Source organism: Gemmatimonadetes bacterium SCN 70-22 (genome assembly GCA_001724275.1).
GTDB lineage: Bacteria > Gemmatimonadota > Gemmatimonadetes > Gemmatimonadales > Gemmatimonadaceae > SCN-70-22.
This window is the reverse complement of sequence record MEDZ01000040.1, coordinates 1-18,807: the sequence shown is the minus strand read 5'-3', so window position 1 is coordinate 18,807 and position 18,807 is coordinate 1. Positions and strand designations below refer to the sequence as shown.

Here is an 18,807-nt window from a genome sequence, read left to right as displayed (position 1 = left end):
GCGCGCTACCTCCCCTCGCTGGCCGCCGAGCGTTGCAGCTGCGCCGCCACGCGCTGCACCGCGTCGAGGACGCGCAGGAGGTTCCCGCTCCAGAGCTTCGCGATCTGCTCCTCCGTGTAGCCGCGGCGCACCAGCTCGAGCGTCACGTTGAAGGTCTCGGTCGCGTCGCTCCACCCCTCCACGCCGCCACCGCCGTCGAAGTCGGAGCTGATCCCCACGTGGTCGATCCCGATCAGCTTGACCGCGTAGTCGATGTGGTTCACGAAGTCCTTCACCGTGGCCCGTGGCGGCGGGGGGTACTTCCGGTTGAGCTCCGCCACCCGGCGCCGGAACTCGTCGCGTCGCTCGGCGCTCACCTGCGCGATGGCGCCAGGCCCGAGGCCCCCGGGACCGCCCCCGGCAAGGCCGAAGTCGGCGCGCAGGGCGACGATGGCCTGCACCCGCTCCGGCGAGTCGGGCGGGCGCACCTTCACGTAGCCGTCGAAGGCCACCAGCTGCGCCACGCCGCCGTTCTTCGCCAGCGCCTTGAGCTGCTCGTCGTCCAGGTTGCGGCTGTGGTCGGCCAGCGCCCGCACGCCCGAGTGCGAGGCAATGATCGGCGCTTTCGTCAGCTGCAGGGTCCGCATCATCGACTGCTTCGACGGGTGCGAGATGTCGAGCATGATCCCGACGCGGTTCGCCTCGGCAACCACCCGCTCGCCCAGCGGTGACAGGCCGTTCCACTGCCACTGGCCGTCGCGCTCCCCCGTGTTGGAGTCCGAGAGCTGCGAGTGGCCGTTGTGCGCCAGCGACAGGTAGCGCGCGCCAAGGTCGTGGAACTGCTTCACGCGCGTAAGGTCCGTCCCGATCGGGTAGCCGTTCTCCACACCGATCAGGATCGCCCGCTTCCCCTGGGCGGCGATGCGTCGCACGTCGGCGCCAGTGAGGGCGAGCGCCGCCCGGTCCGGCGCGATGGAGTCCACGAGGCGGTGGATGGCGCGGAACTTCTCCATCGCCTGCGCATAGGCGCGGTCGTACCCTTCGGGGGTGAGCTGCGTCCCCTGTCCCACGTAGACGATGAGGAAGGCCGCGTCGAGCCCCCCCTCCTCCATCTTGGGGAGGTTCACCTGCGTGTTGAGGCGATCCCTGTAGTTGGGTGCCCCCAGCTGGAAGTTGCCGGGGTTGATGTCGACGTGCGTATCGAGGGTGATGACGCGCTCGTGGATCGCCCGCGCCTTGGCGACGAGGTCACCCTCGCCGAGGGGGTAAGGGGTCTGCGCGGTGGCGCAGGCCGAGGCGGCGAGGGCGAACAGGGCACCCCAGGCTGGGCCGCGGGAGGCGCGGGGCCCCCCCCCTGACCACAACATCGCCATGCCCCCCCGCCTCCGCCGCACCGTTTCCCCGCCGGTCGTACCGGTTCGTTGCATCGGCATCGCTCAGCTCACCCCTCCACTCCCGAACGGGTCCTCGAGGCTCGGGCTCTGCGGCGTGAACATCTCGGCGCCGTCTTCGGTCACCACCCAGTCGTCCTCGAGGCGCACCCCGAACTCGCCCGGGATGTAGATCCCCGGCTCGTCGCTGAACGTCATCCCTACCGCCAGCGGCAACGTGTTCCCCTTCACCAGATAGGGCCACTCGTGGCCGTCCATCCCCAGCCCGTGCCCCACGCGATGCGTGAAGTACTTGTAGCCCGGGCCGTACCCGCCGTCCTCGATCACCTTCCGCGCGGCGGCGTCGATGTCCCCGCACGCCACGCCAGGGCGCGCCGCCTTCAGCGCCGCCGCCTGCGCCTGGTGCTCGAGCTCGAACACCTGCTTCATCTTGTCGGTCGCCTTCCCCAGCACGAAGGTCCGCGAGAGGTCCGAGGAGTACCCTTCCACCTTGCACCCGCCGTCGATCAGGAGGATCGATCCCTCGCGCACCACCTGCGGGGTGATGGAACCGTGGGGGAGCGCGGAGTACTCGCCGACCTGCACCCCCGCCCCACCGCTGAAGCCCAGCTGCTGGTGTGCCTGCGAGACGAGGCGCGCGAAGTCGCCCTGCGTCATCCCCTCCTTGAGCGACTTGTACGCCGCCTCGTACGCCTTGAGCGTGACCGCCGAGGCGAGCTTCATGAGCTCCAGCTCGTGCGCGTCCTTCGTCATCCGGCACCCGGCGGTGATCGGCGTCCCGCTCGTGAGCCGCAACTGCGGCGCCGCCAGGGCCACGTTGTCGCTGAAGACGAACTTCACCGTCTCCTCGACGCCCAGGCGCCCCCCCACGATGCCGCGCTTCCGCAGCCCGTCCGCGACCAGCTTCGAGGGCGACTCGTCCTCCTCCCACGTCATCACGTCCGTCCCCGTCCCCAGCGGGCCAAGCTTGACCTGCTCGATCGTGCGCTCCTCCTCGAACTTCGGCGTCACCACGAACGGCGTCCCCTTCACCGGGACGATCACCGCCGTCAGCCGCTCGCTGTTCCCCCAGCTCATCCCCGTGAAGTAGACCATCGACGTCCCGCCCGTCAGCATCAGGGCATCGACCTTCTGCTCGGCCATGAGGCGGCGGGCCTTCTCCAGCCGCGCGCGACGCTCGTCGACCGTGATCGGCTTCGCCTGGTCCTTCATCGAGGTCAGGGCGGCGATCGCCGGCGGCAGCGCCCCGCCGCTCCCCTGGCCGCCCCCCGGCGCGTCGTCCCCCTTGGCGTCGCCGCGCGTCGCGCATGCCGTCCCGGCCAACGCCAGCGACGAGGTGGTGAGGAACTTCCGGCGGGAGAACATGCGGGCGGCCTCCTTTCGTTAGGCGAGTGTCCGGCGCGCCCCCACGGCGCGGCGGGACCTGAAACTGTGCCCGGGGCGCCCTGGCGTCGAGGGCATCCCGACGGGCAGCGCTCCTGGCACGTCCCCAGAACGCACCCCCCCGCCCCGACGTTGCGCCACGCCCGTCTCCCGTCTCCCGGCCCTGTTACATTCCCCGCTCCTCGTGTCCGCCTCCATGCATCCACCCGACTGGTCCGCGCGCGGCGTCTCCGCGTCCGACGCCATCTCCCTCGTCACCAGCGGCATGCGTGCCTTCGTGCACGGCGCCGCCGCCACGCCGCTCCCCCTCCTGCAGGCCCTGGCCCAGCGTGGCGACCTGGAAGGCGTCCGCCTGTATCACATGCACACCGAGGGTGAGGCCCCGTGGACGGCTCCCGGCGTCGCCGAACGCCTGCGCTCCGTCTGCCTCTTCTGCGGCCCGGCGCTGCGCGAGCCGGTCAACGACGGGCGCGCCGACTTCGTCCCCGTCTTCCTGTCCGACATCCCGTCGCTCTTCCTCAACGGCGTCATCCCGCTCGACGTCGCCATCGTCCAGCTCTCCCCGCCGGACCGGCACGGCTACTGCTCGTTAGGAACGTCGGTGGACTGCGCCCGCGCCGCCGTCGACAGCGCGCGCTTCGTGATCGCCGAGATCAACGACCGCATGCCGCGCACCCACGGCAACACGGCCATTCCCTTCGAGCGCATCGACGCCTTCCATCACTCCGATCGCCCTCTCCCGGAGCACCTCCCCAGCCGGGAGACCGAGGCGGAAGCGCGCATCGGGGAGATCGTCGCCGGGCTGGTCGAGCACCGCGCCACCCTCCAGATGGGGATCGGCGCCATCCCCGACGCCGTCCTCGCCCGCCTGCACGACAAGCGCGACCTCGGCATTCACACCGAGATGTTCTCCGACCGCATCGTCGATCTCATCGAGTCCGGGGCCGTCAGCAACCGCTTCAAGCAGGTGCACCCGGGGCGCGTCGTGACCTCGTTCGTGAACGGGAGTCGTCGTCTCTACGACTTCGTCGACGACAACCCCCTGGTCGAGTTCCACGGCTGCGACCGCACCAACGACACCGCGCTGATCGCGCGAAACCCCAAGGTGACGGCCATCAACTCGGCCATCCAGGTCGACCTCACCGGCCAGGTCTGCGCCGACTCCATCGGCCCGCGCATCTACTCGGGCATCGGCGGACAGATGGACTTCGTGCGTGGCGCCGCCCGCTCCCGCGGCGGCAAGCCGATCATCGCCCTCCCCTCCACCGCCGCCGGCGGCACCGTGTCACGCATCGTCGCGCAGCTCTCACCGGGCGCCGGCGTCGTCACCACCCGTGGCCATGTCCACTGGGTCGTCACCGAGTACGGCGCCGTGAACCTCCACGCCATGTCGCTGCGCGAACGGGCCGAGGCGCTGGTCTCCATCGCCCACCCCGATTTCCGCCACGAGCTGCGACGCGACCTCGGCCGCATCAGGAACTGAGACGGAGAAGACGAGCGAGCGTCCCCGCCCCCTCGTCTTCCCGTCTTCCCGTCTTCTCGTCTTCTCGTCTTCTAGTAACTCGTGTACAACAGCCGGTCCGGCGACCCGCGCCCGGCATTCCCCACCACCTTGGCCGTCGCGTTGGCGACGAGCGCGCTGGCGACCGCGGCCGGCGAGGCCCCGGGGTTCGACTGCAGGTACAGCGCCGCGACCCCCGCCACGTGCGGCGTCGCCATCGACGTCCCGCTGATCGTGTTGGTGGCCGTGTTGCTGCTGTACCAGGACGACGTGATGCTCGACCCCGGCGCGAAGAGGTCGAGGCACTTCCCGTAGTTGGAGTACGAGGCGCGGGCGTCGCTGCTCGTCGTTGCCCCCACCGTGATGGCCGACGGGACGCGCGCCGGCGAGAACTTGCACGCGTCGCGGTTGGAGTTCCCGGCCGCGATCGCGTACGTCACGCCCGACGCGATGGAGTTGGCCACCGCGTTGTCGAGCGCCGTCGAGGCGCCGCCGCCCAGGCTCATGTTCGCCACCGACGCCGCGCCATGATGCGACGTGACCCAGTCCACGCCGGCGATCACACCCGAGGTGGTGCCGCTCCCCGAGCAGTTCAGGACCCGCACCGCCACCAGCGACACGCCCTTGGCGACACCGTAGGTCGCGCCGCCGACCGTCCCGGCCACGTGCGTCCCATGCCCGTTGCAGTCGTCGGCCGAGCCGCCGTCCACCGCATCGTAGCCCGACGCCGCGCGCCCCCCGAACTCGTTATGCGAGAAGCGGATCCCGGTGTCGATGATGTACGCCTGTACGCCCGACCCCGTGTTGGCATAGGAGTACGAACCCGACAGCGGCAACGCCCGCTGGTCGATCCGGTCGATCCCCCAGGTGGCGGGGCTCTGCGTGGCCGAGATGGTCATCACCTGGTCCTGCTCCACGTACGCCACGCGCGGGTCGCGCGCCAGGCGCGCCGCCTCGGCCTCGCTCACCCGCGCCGCGAATCCCTTGAGCGCCGCCCCGTACTCGTAGCGGATCACGGCCCGCGACACCCCCATCGCCACCGCGACGTCGGACGCCCGTCCCAGCCCGGGGACGTCCCGCAGGACCACGATGTACGCCCCCGGAACCGCTTGCCCCGCGGCCCCCGCCTCCCCCGTCGCGAGCATCGGGGCCTCGCCGGTCTGCATCAGCACCTCGGGCGACACGGTCGGCGCCGACGTCGGATCGGCGCACGCCGCCGCGACCAGGAGAACCGCACTGCCAAGTGCAATTCGCTTCATGTCCACTCCTCCGGCCTTCCAGGCCGCAGATCGAGGGAGAACCGAGCGCCCCAACCGCACGCCTCGGGGCATCGCCCCTGGGACGAACCGCGCGCGCGCCACGATAGGCGGTCCGGGAATTCCCGGCAAGGGCGGTGGATCACAGTCGCGGGACACCGGCACTGATTTCCTGCCGCCCTCCATTTCCGCCCTCACTCCCCACAAGAACGAAGAAGACGAGGGGGGAGCCCCTCGTCTTCTCGTCTTCTCGTCTTCTGCCCCTACGGCATCGACACCACCGGCAGCTTCGAGATCCCCCGCTCCTTCTTCTGCTTCTCCACCATCTTGGCCACGTCGTCGAGGAGCTTCTTCGCGTCGTAGACGATCCCATCCTTGATGGTCCACTTCACGCCCCCCACACGCTCCATCTGCCCCGTCTTGTCATTGAGGCGCAGGTGGCCGGTCCCGTACAGCACCTTGAAGTTGGCGATGGGGTTCTCCCCCACGATCGCGAGGTCCGCCAGCATCCCGGGGCGCACCAGCCCGATCTCGATCGGCTTCCCGTTCGCCTTGTTCAGCTCCTGCGCCGCATGCAACGTGGCGCCGCGAATCACCTCCAGCGGATGGAACCCCGCCTCCTGGAAGTTCTCGAGCTCCTCGACATAGCTGAAGCCGTACGTGTTGTAGATGAAGCCGGCATCGGTCGACGGCGTCACCCGCCCGCCCATGTTCTTGTAGTCGTTGATGAACTCCATCCACACGTTGTAGAAGCGGCGCCAGGCCACCTCGTCCCACGTGGTCCAGTCGAAGAAGTAGGCCCCGTGGTTCGCCCGGTTCGGCGTGTAGAAGTCCCACAGCGACGGCAGCGTGTACTTCTCGTGCCACTCCGCCGTGCGGCGGTACATCAGGTTCCGCCCCGACATGTACGTCGTCATCGTCGGGTCCAGCGTCGCATCGTACTTCTTGAGCGTGTCGAGGAAGGCCCACCACTTCTCGCTCTTGGGCTTCACCAGCGACCACTGGCGCGCCACCTGCCCGAATCGCCACTGCTCGTCCGAGTAGTTGTAGTCGGCGGGGTACGGCTGGATCTGCGTCCCCTCGTACATCGACTCGAAGATGCCGTAGTAGTGCGTCACCGCTCCGAGGCCGAGGCGCACCGCCTGCATCGCGTTCATGTTGGGGACCCCCGTCTGCTGCAAGTGCGCGGTGGAGCCGAGGCCGAGCTTCTTGGACTCGTCCATGAGCGCCGCCATGATCTCCGGCTCGTGCGCCCCGACCTTGAGCCCGTCGATCCCCTGCGCCTTGGCCCAGCGCACCCACTCGCGCGCCTTCTCCGGCGTCGTGATCTGCCCGCCGGTCCACCCCTTCCCGCTCCCCGGGCGCTGGTAGTTCACCAGGCGCGGGGCCGTGATCTCGTTGGAGGCCGAACGCTTCGCCTCACCAATGGACCACTCGAAGCCGCCAAACGGGACCCCGCGAACCGTCGTGATCCCGTGCGCGAGCCAGAGCTTGTAGCAATACTCGGCCTCGGGCGCCTTCGGCTTGCCGCACGTGTGGACATGGAGGTCGATCAACCCCGGAAGGACGTACATCCCCGTCGCGTCGATCTCCCGTGCCGGCCCCTTGGGGCGTCGATCCGGGTTGATCGGAAGTCCGGGGTAGCCGACGTCGGCCACCTGCACGATGCGGTTCTTCTCGATCACGATGTCCACCGGCCCACGCGGCGGCCCCCCTTGGCCGTCGATGAGAGTCGCACCGCGGATGATGAGGCGATCGAACGGCCCCTCGCCCTCGGCCCGCCTGGGCGCCGGGTCGGCGTCCTGCGCCACGAGCGGCGCCCCGTACGCCGCCAGCAGCATCGCGCCCGCTACCGCCACCACTGCACGCGTCAACCGTGATGTCATCTCTCTTGGCTCCGGATCGGGTTGGTGTCGTCACCGCGCGCACGGCCCTTCGGTCTCAGCCCGCCGCACGTGCGTTGTGCGTTGAACGGCCCAGCCACGCCAATGGTTGAAGCCGCCAACGAGGTGGCGCGCAATCGGGGCGCTTGCGGGGTATCCAGTCGCGACGCCGGATCCCGGCTCAACTCGGCGAGCCGTTAGATTGACGTCCACTCATCGAACTTCTCCACGGAGCCATTCATGCGCCTTGCCATCACGCGCCTTGCCGTCACTTTCGCCCTCGTCGCCGTCACCACCTCGCCCGCACGCGCCCAGCAGCACCAACACGGAGGACAAAAGCAGGATTCCGCCGCCATGAAGCGGGACGCCATGAAGGGGGACGCCATGAAGGGGCACGACATGAAGGGGCACGCCGCCTCCGCCTGGAAGGAGATGGACGCCTTCCACGCGACGCTCGCCGCCACCTATCACCCGGCCGCGGACAAGGGCGACTTCGCCCCGCTCAAGGCCAAGGCAGCCGATCTCGCCGCCCAGGCCAGGACGTGGGCCGCCACCAGCGCCCCCGCGGCCTGCGCCAAGGACGACACCAAGGCCACGGTCGACGCCCTCGCCGCCGCCTCAGCCGCCCTCGCGGATTCCGCCCGCAAGGGTGCCCCGGACAGCGAGCTCAAGGCGGCGATCACCGCCATCCATGAGAAGTTCGAGTCGGTCGAGCACGCCTGCATGCCGATGAAGCACTAGCGCTGGATCGCCATCGCGAAGCAGTGCTTGTGCCCGATCGTCCACTCGTCGGCCGACACCTTGTCGTACCGCCGCTTCTTCTCCGGATACTTCTCGATATCCTGGAAGTGAAAGCCGCAACGCTCGAAGAGGGAATCCGAAAAGGATACGGCGAAGATTTCCGGGTACCCCCGCTTGGCCGCCAGCTCCACCGCCGCCATGATCAGCTGCGCTCCGAGCCCTTTCCGCTGCTGTGCCGTATCGACAGCCAGCGAGACGATCTCGGCCAGCGACGGCGAGTACTCGTCGATGCAGACACAGCCGACGATTCGCCCGTCGTCGTCGCGTACCACGCGGTAGTCGTCGATGTGCGCTTCGACGAACGACGGCGAGCGCGGAAGGGTCAGCCCTTCGGGGGCGTACCGATTGTTGAGCTCGGCGAGGGCCGCGACGTCGTACTCGCGGGCGGGGGCAATGGGACGCATGCCCTGATTCTACCGGGCGGGCGCCTCCCCGCGCAACGCCCCGACCCAGCTCGGCCACCGCGCCACGAATCTCGGACGCCACATCAAGAATCACAGCCTAACACGATGACAAAATGCGTATTAGGCGCTTTCAGCTCGTCAGATTTCTCGCCCCCGTCGCTCGCTCTTCTGGCGCGGTACTCCCCTGCTGCGAACCAGCACCTCTCCCTCGTATCACATTTTCCACAGCGCGTACATTCGCCGCGCCTCAGGGATCGATCAGCACCCCGCGGTTGAGCCGCCACTGGGGATCGGCCCACCGCTTCACCCGCCTGAAGGCGTCGAGCACGGCCGGTGGATACTGGATCGCCATGAATCCCTTCTTGATCCTTCCGATCCCGTGTTCGGCGGAGACACATCCGCCGTGCGCCACGACCTCTCGCGCCAGGATGGCATAGCACTCCCTGGCGCGCGCCAGCTCCGCCTCGTCGCGCGGCAGGATATTCACGTGGAAGTGATTGTTTCCCACGTGTCCGAAAGCGGCGTAGTCGAGCCCCGCCCTGCCGATCACTTCCTGGTATCGGCGGTACACCCAGCCGAGCGCCTCGTCGGGGACCGCCATGTCGGTGGCGATCTTGTGCAGCCCGGGGTGCCGTTCGCGGCGCTGCGCAATGATTGCGTTGATCCGCTCGGGGACGGCGTGCCGGAAGGCCCGGATATCCCGCAGCGCACCCTCGGTTGCCCCCGCCAAGGACCGATCCGGGTCTCCCCCCGCCTGGCGCACCATTCGCTCGAGCCCCTCCGCGATCTCCCCGAGATCGTCTTCCGTCGCGAAGGCGATCTCGACGAAGATCGAACAGGCCGCTCCGCCCCCCTGCTGGAGGACCCTGTCCACCGCCGGCTTTCCGCTGTCACGCGCCAAGGCGTGGGAGCGCGCATCGAGGAACTCGATGGCCGTCACATCCAGCTCGCGCGCCGCACGGAGCGCCGAGACGAAGGCGAAACCTTCCTCGACCCGGTCGAAGAACTGCAGCGATCCCAGTCGCCCCGGTTCCGCGCGCACGAGCCTCACCGTCACTTCGCTCACCACGCCTAACGTTCCCTCCGCTCCGATCCAGAGGTCGATGGCGTCTCCACTCGGCGAAAAGCCGTATCCGATGGCGTTCTTCGTGGCCGGCTTGGGAATGGGCGCAATCTCCAACGCGCGAGCCCCTCCGTCGTCCTCGAGCCACAACACGCCACCCTCTCCCCGCTCCCGCCCGCGCGTCAGGTGAAGGGTCCGGCCGCTCGCGAGCTCGATCGTGAGCGCCTGGACCCACTCTCGCATCGCGCCGAAGCGATAGGTGCGCGCCCCGCCGGCGTTGGTGGACACCATCCCTCCCAGCGAGGCCGACGTCTCGGTCGGGTCAACCGGGAAGGCCAGCCCGGGGTGATGCGCGGCCAGGTGGGCATTGAGCTCCGCCAGCGAGGTCCCGGCGAGCACGGTGATGGTCGGCGGGTCGCCCTCGGCGTCGACTCGTACGACGCCCCGCAGCTCCGCGAGGGAGACGAGGTGGGCCCCATTCTCGGGTACCGCCCCCCCGGTCACCCCTGTGCGCGCCCCCGAGACCGCGACGCGGTTCCCCTCGTGTGCGTGCCAGGCGAGTACGGCGCGAAGCGCGCCGACGGTGCGCGGAACGGCGAGCGACCCGATCCCGCTCCCCCCGAGCTTCGATTCGTCGTGGAGGAAATCGGCGACCGACTCCGGATCGGGATGGAGGCGCACCTCGGCCGGGCGCTCACGCACCTCGCCGGCCAGGGCTTCACTGCGCAGTCGCGACCGGTCGCCCATCCGCGTCAGTACAGGATCCGCGTGCGGACGCTCATCGGGAGGGCCGCGATGCGCTGGTGCACCTCGTCGGAGAGCTCCCTGTTCACGTCCATCACCAGGTACCCGATCTCGCGGGTCGTGGCCAGCTGCTGCGCCTCGATGTTGGCCCCCACCTCGGACACGATGCGGTTCACCTCGGCCAGGGCGCCGGGAACGTTGCGGTGGATGTTCAGGATGCGGTGCGTGTTCGGGATCTCGGGAAGGTTCACGTTCGGGAAGTTCACCGCCCCCTCGGTCGAGCCGCGGTCGATGAAGCCGATGAACGAGTTGGCCACCTCGATCCCGATGTTCCGCTGGGCTTCCTCGGTATTGCCGCCGATGTGCGGGGTGAGGATCACGTTCGGGAAGTCGCTGAAGCCGACGTCGAACGGCGCGCTGGTCGGCGCCGGCTCGCTGGGAAAGACGTCGAGCGCCGCCCCCGCGAGGTGTCCGCGGCGCAGCGAGTCGCGCAGCGCGTCCACGTCCACGACGCTCCCGCGGGACAGGTTGAGGAGGTAGCTGCCGTGCTTCATCCGCTCCAGCTGCGCCGCGCCGATCATCCCCCGCGTGCGCGGTGTCTCGGGGACGTGTAGCGTCACGAAGTCCGACTCCTCGAGCACCACCTCGAGCGACGAGACCGGGCGATTCAGTCCCAGCGGGAGCTTCTTCTGGATGTCATGGAACAGGACGCGCATCCCGAACGCCTCGGCCAGGATGCCGAGTTGTTGCCCGATGTGCCCGTACCCCACGATGCCTAACGTACGGCCGCGCACCTCGTGCGCCCCGGCCAGCGACTTGTCCCACTCCCCGCGGTGCAGCTTGAGGTTCTTCTCTCCCACCCGGCGGGCCAGCGCCACGACGTGCCCCATGGTCAGCTCGGCCACGCTGCGCGTGGAGGCATGCGGCGCGTTGAACACCGGGACCCCGGCCCGAGCCGCGTCGGCGATGGAGACCTGGTCGGTCCCCACCGAGAAGCAGCCGATGGCGAGGAGCTTGCCGGCATGCTCGAGTTGGGGGGCACGGATCTTGGTGCGCGAGCGCACCCCGACCAGGTGCGACGTCGCCACGACCGAATCGAGCTCGTCTCCTTCGAGCGCGCGGGGGATCGACTCCACCGTGTACCCCGCCTCCACCAACGTCTCGCGGGCAGCGGGATGGATGTTCTCGAGCAGCGTGATGCGGATGCGCTCGCGCGGAAACGACGTCATCTGGGGCATGGGGAGCGGCCGTGGGGCAACGCGACACGGCCGGCGGGCACGCTGCGCCGCCGGCGGCATTGCCCAAATTAATCGCCCCGTCCATGCGCCCGCGCCGGAGATGCCCCGACGCACGGTAGCTCCCGCCGCCTTTGCCGACCGCCGCGCGTGGCGGGGCCACCCGCGCGCGCGCCCGCTACCAGATGTCGCCGACGGTGTACCCCTCGGGAAACGGGTCGGTGGGATCGAGACAGTAGGTGGCCATGCCGGTGATCCACGCCTGCCCCGCGATGGTGGGAACGACCGCGCGATACGGGCCCACTTGCACCTCCTCCACCAGGCGCCCGGTGAAGACCGTCCCGAGAATGCCGGCGTGGCGGAAATCCTGGTGCAGCCCGAGTTTCCCGCGCGCGTGGAGCGTGGCCATCTTGGCCGAGGTCCCCGTCCCGCACGGGGAGCGGTCGAGCGCGCCCGTCCACGTCGACGGGCGATCCCAGTCGAGCTGGCCCGTGGAGACGACGACGGCGTTCTGCCAGTCGGCATCGCCGGCGAGCGGCGGCCCCGACAGCTGGGCGATCGTGATCCCCTCGAAGCCGGGCTGCTCCGGGTGGACGACGGGGAGCTGCTCGCGCGCCGCCGCCTTGACCATCTCGCCGATACGCACCACGTCGCGCCCCTCGTCTGGCGTCAGCCGCAATCCGAACTGCCGGGCGTCGGCAATCACGTAGAACATCCCGCCATACGCCACGTCGACCGACACCGTCCCCAGCTGGGGGACCTCGACCGTGGCATCGAGGTGCGTGGCGAACGCCGGGACGTTGCGGAACGTCACCCGCGTGACCTTGCCGTTGGCGCAGTCGGCGCGCACGCGAATGAGCCCCGCCGGCGCCTCGAGCGTGAGCTCGGTGACGGGCTCGCGCATCGGGAGCATTCCCGTTTCCAGGAGGACCGTCACGACGCAGATGGTGTTGGTCCCCGACATCCCCGGGTACTCCACATGTTCCATGATGACGAACCCGGCGTCGGCCTCCGGGTGCGACGAGGGGAGGATCAGGTTGCAGTTGGCGGCCGGGTAGCCGCGCGGCTCGCGCAGCATGCGCAGGCGCAACGCGTCGCCGTGCGTGCGCAGCCACGTCATCTTGTCGAACATCGTGACGCCCGGGACGTCGACGACGCCCCCCGTGATGACGCGACCGTGCTCGCCGGCCGCGTGGGCGTCGACGGCGTGGATGAGACGTGAGATGTGCATGGGGCGGGAGTCGGGGGTCGGGAGACGGGAGACAGAAAACGGGAAATCGCGGGCGGACGACGGGGCGCGGGAGTGCGCTGGCGGGGGGCATGCCCCCGCCGCGGCACGGGGGGTCGCGCGCGCGACCGGCGCTCGGCGACGGATGCGCCCGCGCCGCCGCGCCTAACGTACCACCATGCGCGTGAACGGCGGGACGTATGCCTGCAGGGCCACCCAGGCCCCCACCAGGGCGGCCAGCGCCAGGCTGTGCCGGAAGACGAAGCGCAGGATCGTCCCCTCCTGGCCGTACCAGCGCGTCGCCGTGCTGGCCACCACGATGCTCTGGGCGTCGATCATCTTCCCCATCACCCCGCCTGACGAGTTGGCCGCCGCCATCAGCGTCGGGCTCACCCCCACCTGCTGCGCGGTCATCACCTGCAGGCTCCCGAACAGGACGTTCGACGACGTGTCCGACCCGGTCAACGCCACCCCCAGCCACCCGAGCATCGCCCCGAAGAACGGATACCACACCCCGGTCTTCGCGAAGGCGAGGCCGAGGATGGCGTCCATCCCCGAGTAGCGCGACACGAACCCCAGCGCGAGCATCGCCGCGATGGTCAGGAGCGATGCGCGCACCACCTTGATGGTCGCCAGGTACTCGCGCGCGAGCGCCTTCGGCGAGAATCCCATGAATAGTCCCGCCACGAGCGCCGCCACCAGGATCGCCGTCCCGGTCGCCGAGAGCCAGTTGAGGGTGAAGACCGCCGGCTCGGGCGTGGGCGCCGCCACCACCGGCGGCATGCGCTGCACCAGCAGGTGCAACCCCGGAACCGGGAACGCCGGCGCCGAGATCGCGTTCAGCACTCCCTTCACCGGCGGCAGCCCCCACGCAAAGACGAGCACCGAGAGGATGACCCACGGCCCCCACGCCCGGGCGCTCCCGACCCCCGCCCCGCCAGCCGCAACCGTCCCACCACGCGCAGGCGCCGACCGCACTCCCGTCCCCCGTCTCCCCTCTCCCGCCTCATCTCCCCCCCACCCGTCACTCGGCGCCCACACCTTCAGCAACGCCACCAACGCCCCCATGCTGCACACGCTGGCCACCACGTCCACCAGCCACGGTCCGTGCAGGTTCGAGACGAGAAACTGCGGGACGGCGAACGCCACCCCCGCCACCAGCAGCGCCGGCCAGATGGCGAACGTCCGGCGGACGCCCACGTAGGCCAGCGTCAGCCAGAACGGGACGATCAGGGAGAAGACCGGGAGCTGGCGCCCCACCATCGCGCTCAGGTCGAGGAGGTCCAGCCCCGTCACCCCCTGGAGCGCGACGATCGGCGTCCCGAGCGCGCCGAAGGCCACCGGTGCCGTGTTGGCAATCAGCGAGAGTCCGCTCGCCTGCAGCGGCGTGAAGCCGAGCCCGATGAGGAGGGCGCCGGTCACCGCCACCGGCGTCCCGAACCCGGCCGCCCCCTCGAAGAACGCGCCGAACGAAAAGGCGATCAGCACGAGTTGCAGCCGACGGTCGGTCGTGACCGCCCCGATGCTCCCCTGCAGCGCGGCGAAATACCCCGATTCACTCGTCAGGCGATACAGGAAGATCACGTTCAGCACGATCCACCCGATGGGGAAGAGCCCGTACAGCGCCCCGTGGCCGGCCGACGCGAGCGCCATCCCGGCCGGCATCCGCAGCGAGAGAATCGCGACCGCCACCGCCGTCCCCAACCCCGCCAGCGCCGCCCAGTGGGCGCGCACCTGCCGCATCGCCAGCAGCCCGAGCAGCACCACCAGCGGCAAAGCCGCCACCAGCGTCGAGACGACGGCCGAGTCGTGAGGCGAGTAGCTCTGGGGCCACGGCATGCGAGAAGACGAGAAGACGAGAAGACGAGAAGACGAGAAGACGAGAAGACGAGAAGACGAGAAGACGAGCGCGGGGCGAAGATGTGGGCAGGGGGAGGAAAAGACGAGGCCCCCGCGGGCGTACCCGCGGGGGCCGGTTGCGTGCTGCCGGTGCTGAGGGGCGATCGCCTCGTCAGGCGCTCGCGCGATAGGGCGAGTCCGAGTACGGCGAGTCGTCGTCCGCTTCGAGGCCGTACACGATGCGCGGACGCGCGCGCTCCCGGGTGGCCGTGGTGGGAGGGATCACGACCTCACCCGCCAGCGGGCGCACGATGTCGAGGATCCCGTCGCTCAGGTGCTGCCCGTACCGCGCCAGGTTCGTCGCCCGGGCGCGCTGGGCCAGCAGGTACATCAGGAACGGCTTGTCGGCCTTGGCCGTGTTGCAGCGCTTGCACGCCAGGACCAGGTTGTCGCGGCGGTCGTACGCCGTCTGCCCCTTGCGCGGGGTGACGTGGTCGAGCGTGATGTTCCGCGGGTTGGACTCGACTCCGCAATAGGCGCACGTGGGACCGTGCAGTGCCAGGAGCCAGCGTCGGGTTTCTGCGTATGCTTCCCGGCTGGTCGAAACGGAGGAGTGCTGTGGGATGTGGCTGTCCGGATTGCCCCGCCGCGGTCGGCGGCTCCGGCGCTTTACTGGATTTGTCATGTACACGTTCAATATACCGCTTTCTCCTTGAATCGGGAGGCACCTGCGATAAGACGAACCGCATGCCCCGGAGGTCAATCCCCCGCCCCCTCCACCCCTAACGCCTGGCGACGGTGTCGGCCGAGAAGAACCTCGCGTCGGCCCACCCTTCGACACCCGCCGAGCGCACCCTGCGCCACCCGGCGCGGATCTCCCCCAGCTGGACCGTGGTCCCCGGGGTCACGACGCCGGCCACCGCCGCATCCCGCGAGGGGTCGACGCGCACGTTCACCCACTCGATCGCCACCGCGCGCGACCACGGGCCGCTGTACCGGTCGCGAGTCACCGGCACGCCAGCCGGGGGCGTCCCCACAGGGGGCTGGGCCGCGCGGGCGGCGCCAGCGACAGCTCCAGCCGCACTGCCGGGAGCCACGGCAGCGGGCGCGCCCCCAGCCGCTGCGCCCCCACCGGCGGGAGGGACCGTCACCCCCCCTGCGATGCGCACCTTCAGCGATTCCTCCCTCCCCGCCCCCTCGTGGAGGGAGTCGTCCTCCTCTCCCCCGGCCGTATCGGCGCGTCCCACGGGAAGCGGCGATGGGGGCGTTTCGGCGGCCTCGGCGGCCTCGGTGGCAGCATCCGGGGCCATCGCCGCCGCCTCGCCCGCGCTTCGCGACGCCGTGTACACCCGGTATTGCCAGATCCCCAAGGCAATCACCACGAGCCCCGCCCCAATCGCCGCCCAGATCTTCCACGGGGAGACCGGGATGGCCGCAGGCTTGGTGCCGCACCACTTGCACCCACCGCGACTGCGCGGGTAGTAGGTGTCGCACTCGGGACAGTACGCCAACGGCACCGCGTCCCCCCGCGAGTCACGGAGGTCGAGCGGGTGGGTACATCGCGGGCATTGCGTCGCCGCGATCAGCGCCTTGGCGCCACATTGTTCGCAGCGCACCAGTCGCATACGCGGCCACGACACGAAAGAAGACGGTGAGGCGCTCGGCCTCGCGGAATGCGTGGAAAGTGCGCGACGGCGCACGCCGGGGGAAGGTGGCAAGCGCGGGGAGAGAGGGCCATCGGTCGAGGTCACCCGTGCTCCTCGCTTCTACAGCGAGGCCACCACCCCGGCCAGGGCGCCCCCGATCACCAGCCACGCGGAGTTCACGCGGCGCCACAGCAGGAGCAGCACGCTGAGCACCGCCAGCGAGACCGACAGCCGGTCGGCCAGCGCGGTGTGTGCGAGTTGCCACGTTACCACCGCCATCAGCGCCAGCGACCCGGCGTTCACCCCGTCCAGCACCGCCCCGGCCGCGGGAGACCGTCGCAGCCGAGGGACCAGCGGCCCGCTCAGCGCGACGAAGACGAAGGCCGGGAGGAAGATCCCCACCGTGGCCACCACGGCGCCCCGAACGCCCCCAAGCACGTAGCCCACGAAGGTGGCCGTCGTGAAGACTGGCCCCGGGGTCACCTGCCCCACCGCCACCGCGTCGAGGAGCTGCCGCTCCGAGAGCCAGTGGAGCCGCTCGACCAGGTCGGCGCGCATGAACGCGAGCAGGACGTAGCCGCTGCCGAACAGTACCGCGCCGATCTTGGCGAACACCGCGAAGAGTGCGGGGAGCGTGAACGATCCCCCCACAGCCACACCCGTCGCCGCAGCGAGCGCCACCGGCGTTGCCGACGTCGCGCCCGCACCCGCGCCCCCGGGGCCTGACCATCCGGCCGCCGACGCCACGACCGGCGCCGCGACCACTCCGCGAGCGTTGCCGGCCGCACCCCATGTACTCGACGATCGCGCCAGCGCCATCGCGCCGCCGGCACCGGCCAGGATCACCAGTTCGTTCACCCCGAGTGCCGCCGCGACTGTCGCAGCCGCGGCCACCGCGGCGAGCATCGGCGATTTCACCGCCGAGCGCCCCAACCGCCAGATGGCTTGCAGGACCACGGCGATCACCACCGGCTTGACCCCGTGCAGGATCGCCTCGCCCTGTGGCAGCGTGCCGAACTTCATGTAGGCCCACGCCACCGTCGCCACGATCAGCGCCGCCGGGAGAATGAAGCTTGCCCCCGCGATCAGGAGCCCTCGCCATCCCGCCCGCGCGTGCCCGATGTGGATGGCCAGCTCGGTCGAGTTGGGGCCCGGGATGAGATTGGTGGCGCCGAGGTAGTCGAGGAACTGCTCGCGGGTGAGCCATCGGCGACGGCGCACCACCTCGTCCTCCATCATCGCGATGTGCGCGGCGGGACCGCCGAAGGCGATAGTCCCCAGCTTGAGGAAGAGTAGCGCCAGTTCGGGGAGGGGCGTCGCGCCCGTGGTCGGGGCGGGGGCGTCGTGTAGCGGGGGGTGCTCGCTGGTCGACGGGTCGGCAGAAGGGGTCACGATTGGCTACGATAGCACCCGAGGCCACCCCGCGCCTGTCGCTGTCGAATGACAGGAGGTCGGCGCTCCGAGGGAAGGCTGCGGTAACGAACGTAAACGGCCCGGCTGCACCGAGGTGGCAGACGGGCCGTCACAGTTCGTTTGGTGAAGCTATCGGGACGGCGGGATTTGAACCCGCGACCCGCCGAAGCCCATGCAGTGGAAGCACGATTCACATCGTTGTAGCCCAGTGCATTAGGCCCTCGCTGAGCGGCGACGTGAGGTCGATTCAGGGACTCCGCGGCACAAACGGAGCGGGGTTCGGTTCACCACATTGCCATGAGCGTCACCACTGCTCAGGTCTAGGTCGGGCGGTTGGCTGAAAGCCAACGGTCAGCCCCTCGGGCGGGCGCCCAACGCCCGTCGTAGACGTCGCGGCCCGGGCTGATGCACGAGCACGCTTGAGTTCCTGGTGGCTGTGCGGTAGAAGCCGGTCACGCGCGCTCTGCGGTCAGCAGACCTCCACCAAGTTCACGAGCGCGCTGTTCGCGGTGAAGAGGGCTACCAGCACGCCCACGCCGCCGCCGCAAGGACAGACATCAGGCGGTACGTCACCCACGGCAACAGCCGCCAGCCTCTCTCGAGCCACTCCGACCGCACTTCGGACGAGACGTACTACTTTCCCCGGCCGCTCCAAGAAGCCGCGAGATGCCTGTCCTGCAGACAAGTCATCCGGCTCCACTTGGCTGTATGTAGAAGCGGAGCCACTTCATATCCCCCTCCAAGAGTAGGTTCCCGGCGCTCGTATCTCCCGCCGAGATCTCCGCGTCCTGTTTGAGCAGATGGAACGGGATCTCACGGTGGTGGTTCAAGACGGCGCGCTTGCCGATCCAGTCGAGCGTGGGCATTCACGCTCCTGAGGGTTGCTGCGTCGCCGTGTAGCAGGCGCCGCCTGGTGCAGCAGTATCGTTGGCTGACTTAGGACTAGGGAAGCTCTGAATAGGTCTGAAACATGTCCGTCCGAGACTCCGGCGCCGTCGTCAGCCGCACTATCCGCGTTCGCGCGGCCGGTTCACGCCGGCG

General features: G+C 69.7%; 15 protein-coding genes. 2 read left to right on the top strand and 13 right to left on the bottom strand.

Annotated elements, in window-relative coordinates; translation table 11 throughout:
* Positions 1-5: 5 nt before the first annotated feature.
* Positions 6-1,346 carry a hypothetical protein gene (locus ABS52_16165; protein ODT01856.1) on the bottom strand — a complete coding sequence of 447 codons (1,341 nt, stop codon included), beginning with the start codon at positions 1,344-1,346 and terminating at the stop codon, positions 6-8.
* Positions 1,347-1,415: 69 nt separating this feature from the next.
* Positions 1,416-2,735, bottom strand: coding sequence for a peptidase M24 (locus ABS52_16160; GenBank protein ODT01855.1), 1,320 nt, complete (start codon positions 2,733-2,735; stop codon positions 1,416-1,418).
* Positions 2,736-2,949: 214 nt separating this feature from the next.
* Between ABS52_16160 and ABS52_16155 the strand changes: the two genes are divergently transcribed.
* Positions 2,950-4,236, top strand: coding sequence for a 4-hydroxybutyrate CoA-transferase (locus ABS52_16155; protein ODT01854.1), 1,287 nt, complete (start codon positions 2,950-2,952; stop codon positions 4,234-4,236).
* 71 nt (positions 4,237-4,307) lie between these two features.
* On the opposite strand, the gene ABS52_16150 is transcribed toward ABS52_16155, so the two are convergent.
* Positions 4,308-5,513, bottom strand: a complete 1,206-nt coding sequence (locus ABS52_16150; protein ODT01853.1) for a serine protease — start codon at positions 5,511-5,513, stop codon at positions 4,308-4,310.
* 260 nt (positions 5,514-5,773) lie between these two features.
* Positions 5,774-7,396 (bottom strand): amidohydrolase, encoded by a 1,623-nt coding sequence (locus tag ABS52_16145; protein ID ODT01852.1) that lies wholly within the window; start codon positions 7,394-7,396, stop codon positions 5,774-5,776.
* A gap of 237 nt (positions 7,397-7,633) precedes the next feature.
* Here ABS52_16145 and ABS52_16140 point away from each other — a divergent pair, with 237 nt between their 5' ends.
* Complete coding sequence (locus tag ABS52_16140) at positions 7,634-8,134, top strand: hypothetical protein (protein ID ODT01851.1); 501 nt, start codon at positions 7,634-7,636, stop codon at positions 8,132-8,134.
* Here the strand turns inward: ABS52_16140 and ABS52_16135 are convergent.
* The 9 genes from ABS52_16135 to ABS52_16095 all read right to left on the bottom strand — a co-directional run bounded on the left by ABS52_16135 (position 8,131) and on the right by ABS52_16095 (position 18,632).
* The gene (locus ABS52_16135; GenBank protein ODT01850.1) at positions 8,131-8,598 is read right to left on the bottom strand and encodes a hypothetical protein; all 468 of its coding nucleotides are present in this window, start codon (positions 8,596-8,598) and stop codon (positions 8,131-8,133) included. The genes ABS52_16140 and ABS52_16135 overlap by 4 nt on opposite strands.
* A gap of 247 nt (positions 8,599-8,845) precedes the next feature.
* Entirely contained in the window at positions 8,846-10,408 is a 1,563-nt protein-coding gene (locus ABS52_16130; protein ODT01849.1) for a hypothetical protein, read from the bottom strand.
* A 5-nt stretch (positions 10,409-10,413) separates the two neighbouring features.
* A complete protein-coding gene (locus ABS52_16125; protein ID ODT01866.1) occupies positions 10,414-11,634 on the bottom strand; it encodes a D-3-phosphoglycerate dehydrogenase in 1,221 nt (406 codons plus the stop codon).
* Positions 11,635-11,818: 184 nt separating this feature from the next.
* Positions 11,819-12,871 (bottom strand): hypothetical protein, encoded by a 1,053-nt coding sequence (locus ABS52_16120; protein ODT01848.1) that lies wholly within the window; start codon positions 12,869-12,871, stop codon positions 11,819-11,821.
* A 162-nt stretch (positions 12,872-13,033) separates the two neighbouring features.
* A complete protein-coding gene (locus tag ABS52_16115; protein ODT01847.1) occupies positions 13,034-14,707 on the bottom strand; it encodes a lactate permease in 1,674 nt (557 codons plus the stop codon).
* Between the two features lie 172 nt (positions 14,708-14,879).
* Positions 14,880-15,404, bottom strand: coding sequence for a hypothetical protein (locus ABS52_16110; GenBank protein ID ODT01846.1), 525 nt, complete (start codon positions 15,402-15,404; stop codon positions 14,880-14,882).
* Between the two features lie 85 nt (positions 15,405-15,489).
* Complete coding sequence (locus ABS52_16105; GenBank protein ODT01845.1) at positions 15,490-16,332, bottom strand: hypothetical protein; 843 nt, start codon at positions 16,330-16,332, stop codon at positions 15,490-15,492.
* A gap of 141 nt (positions 16,333-16,473) precedes the next feature.
* Positions 16,474-17,745: a chromate transporter gene (locus ABS52_16100; protein ID ODT01844.1), complete on the bottom strand. Its 1,272-nt coding sequence runs from the start codon at positions 17,743-17,745 to the stop codon at positions 16,474-16,476.
* A gap of 707 nt (positions 17,746-18,452) precedes the next feature.
* Positions 18,453-18,632 carry a hypothetical protein gene (locus ABS52_16095; protein ODT01843.1) on the bottom strand — a complete coding sequence of 60 codons (180 nt, stop codon included), beginning with the start codon at positions 18,630-18,632 and terminating at the stop codon, positions 18,453-18,455.
* Positions 18,633-18,807 lie beyond the last annotated feature (175 nt).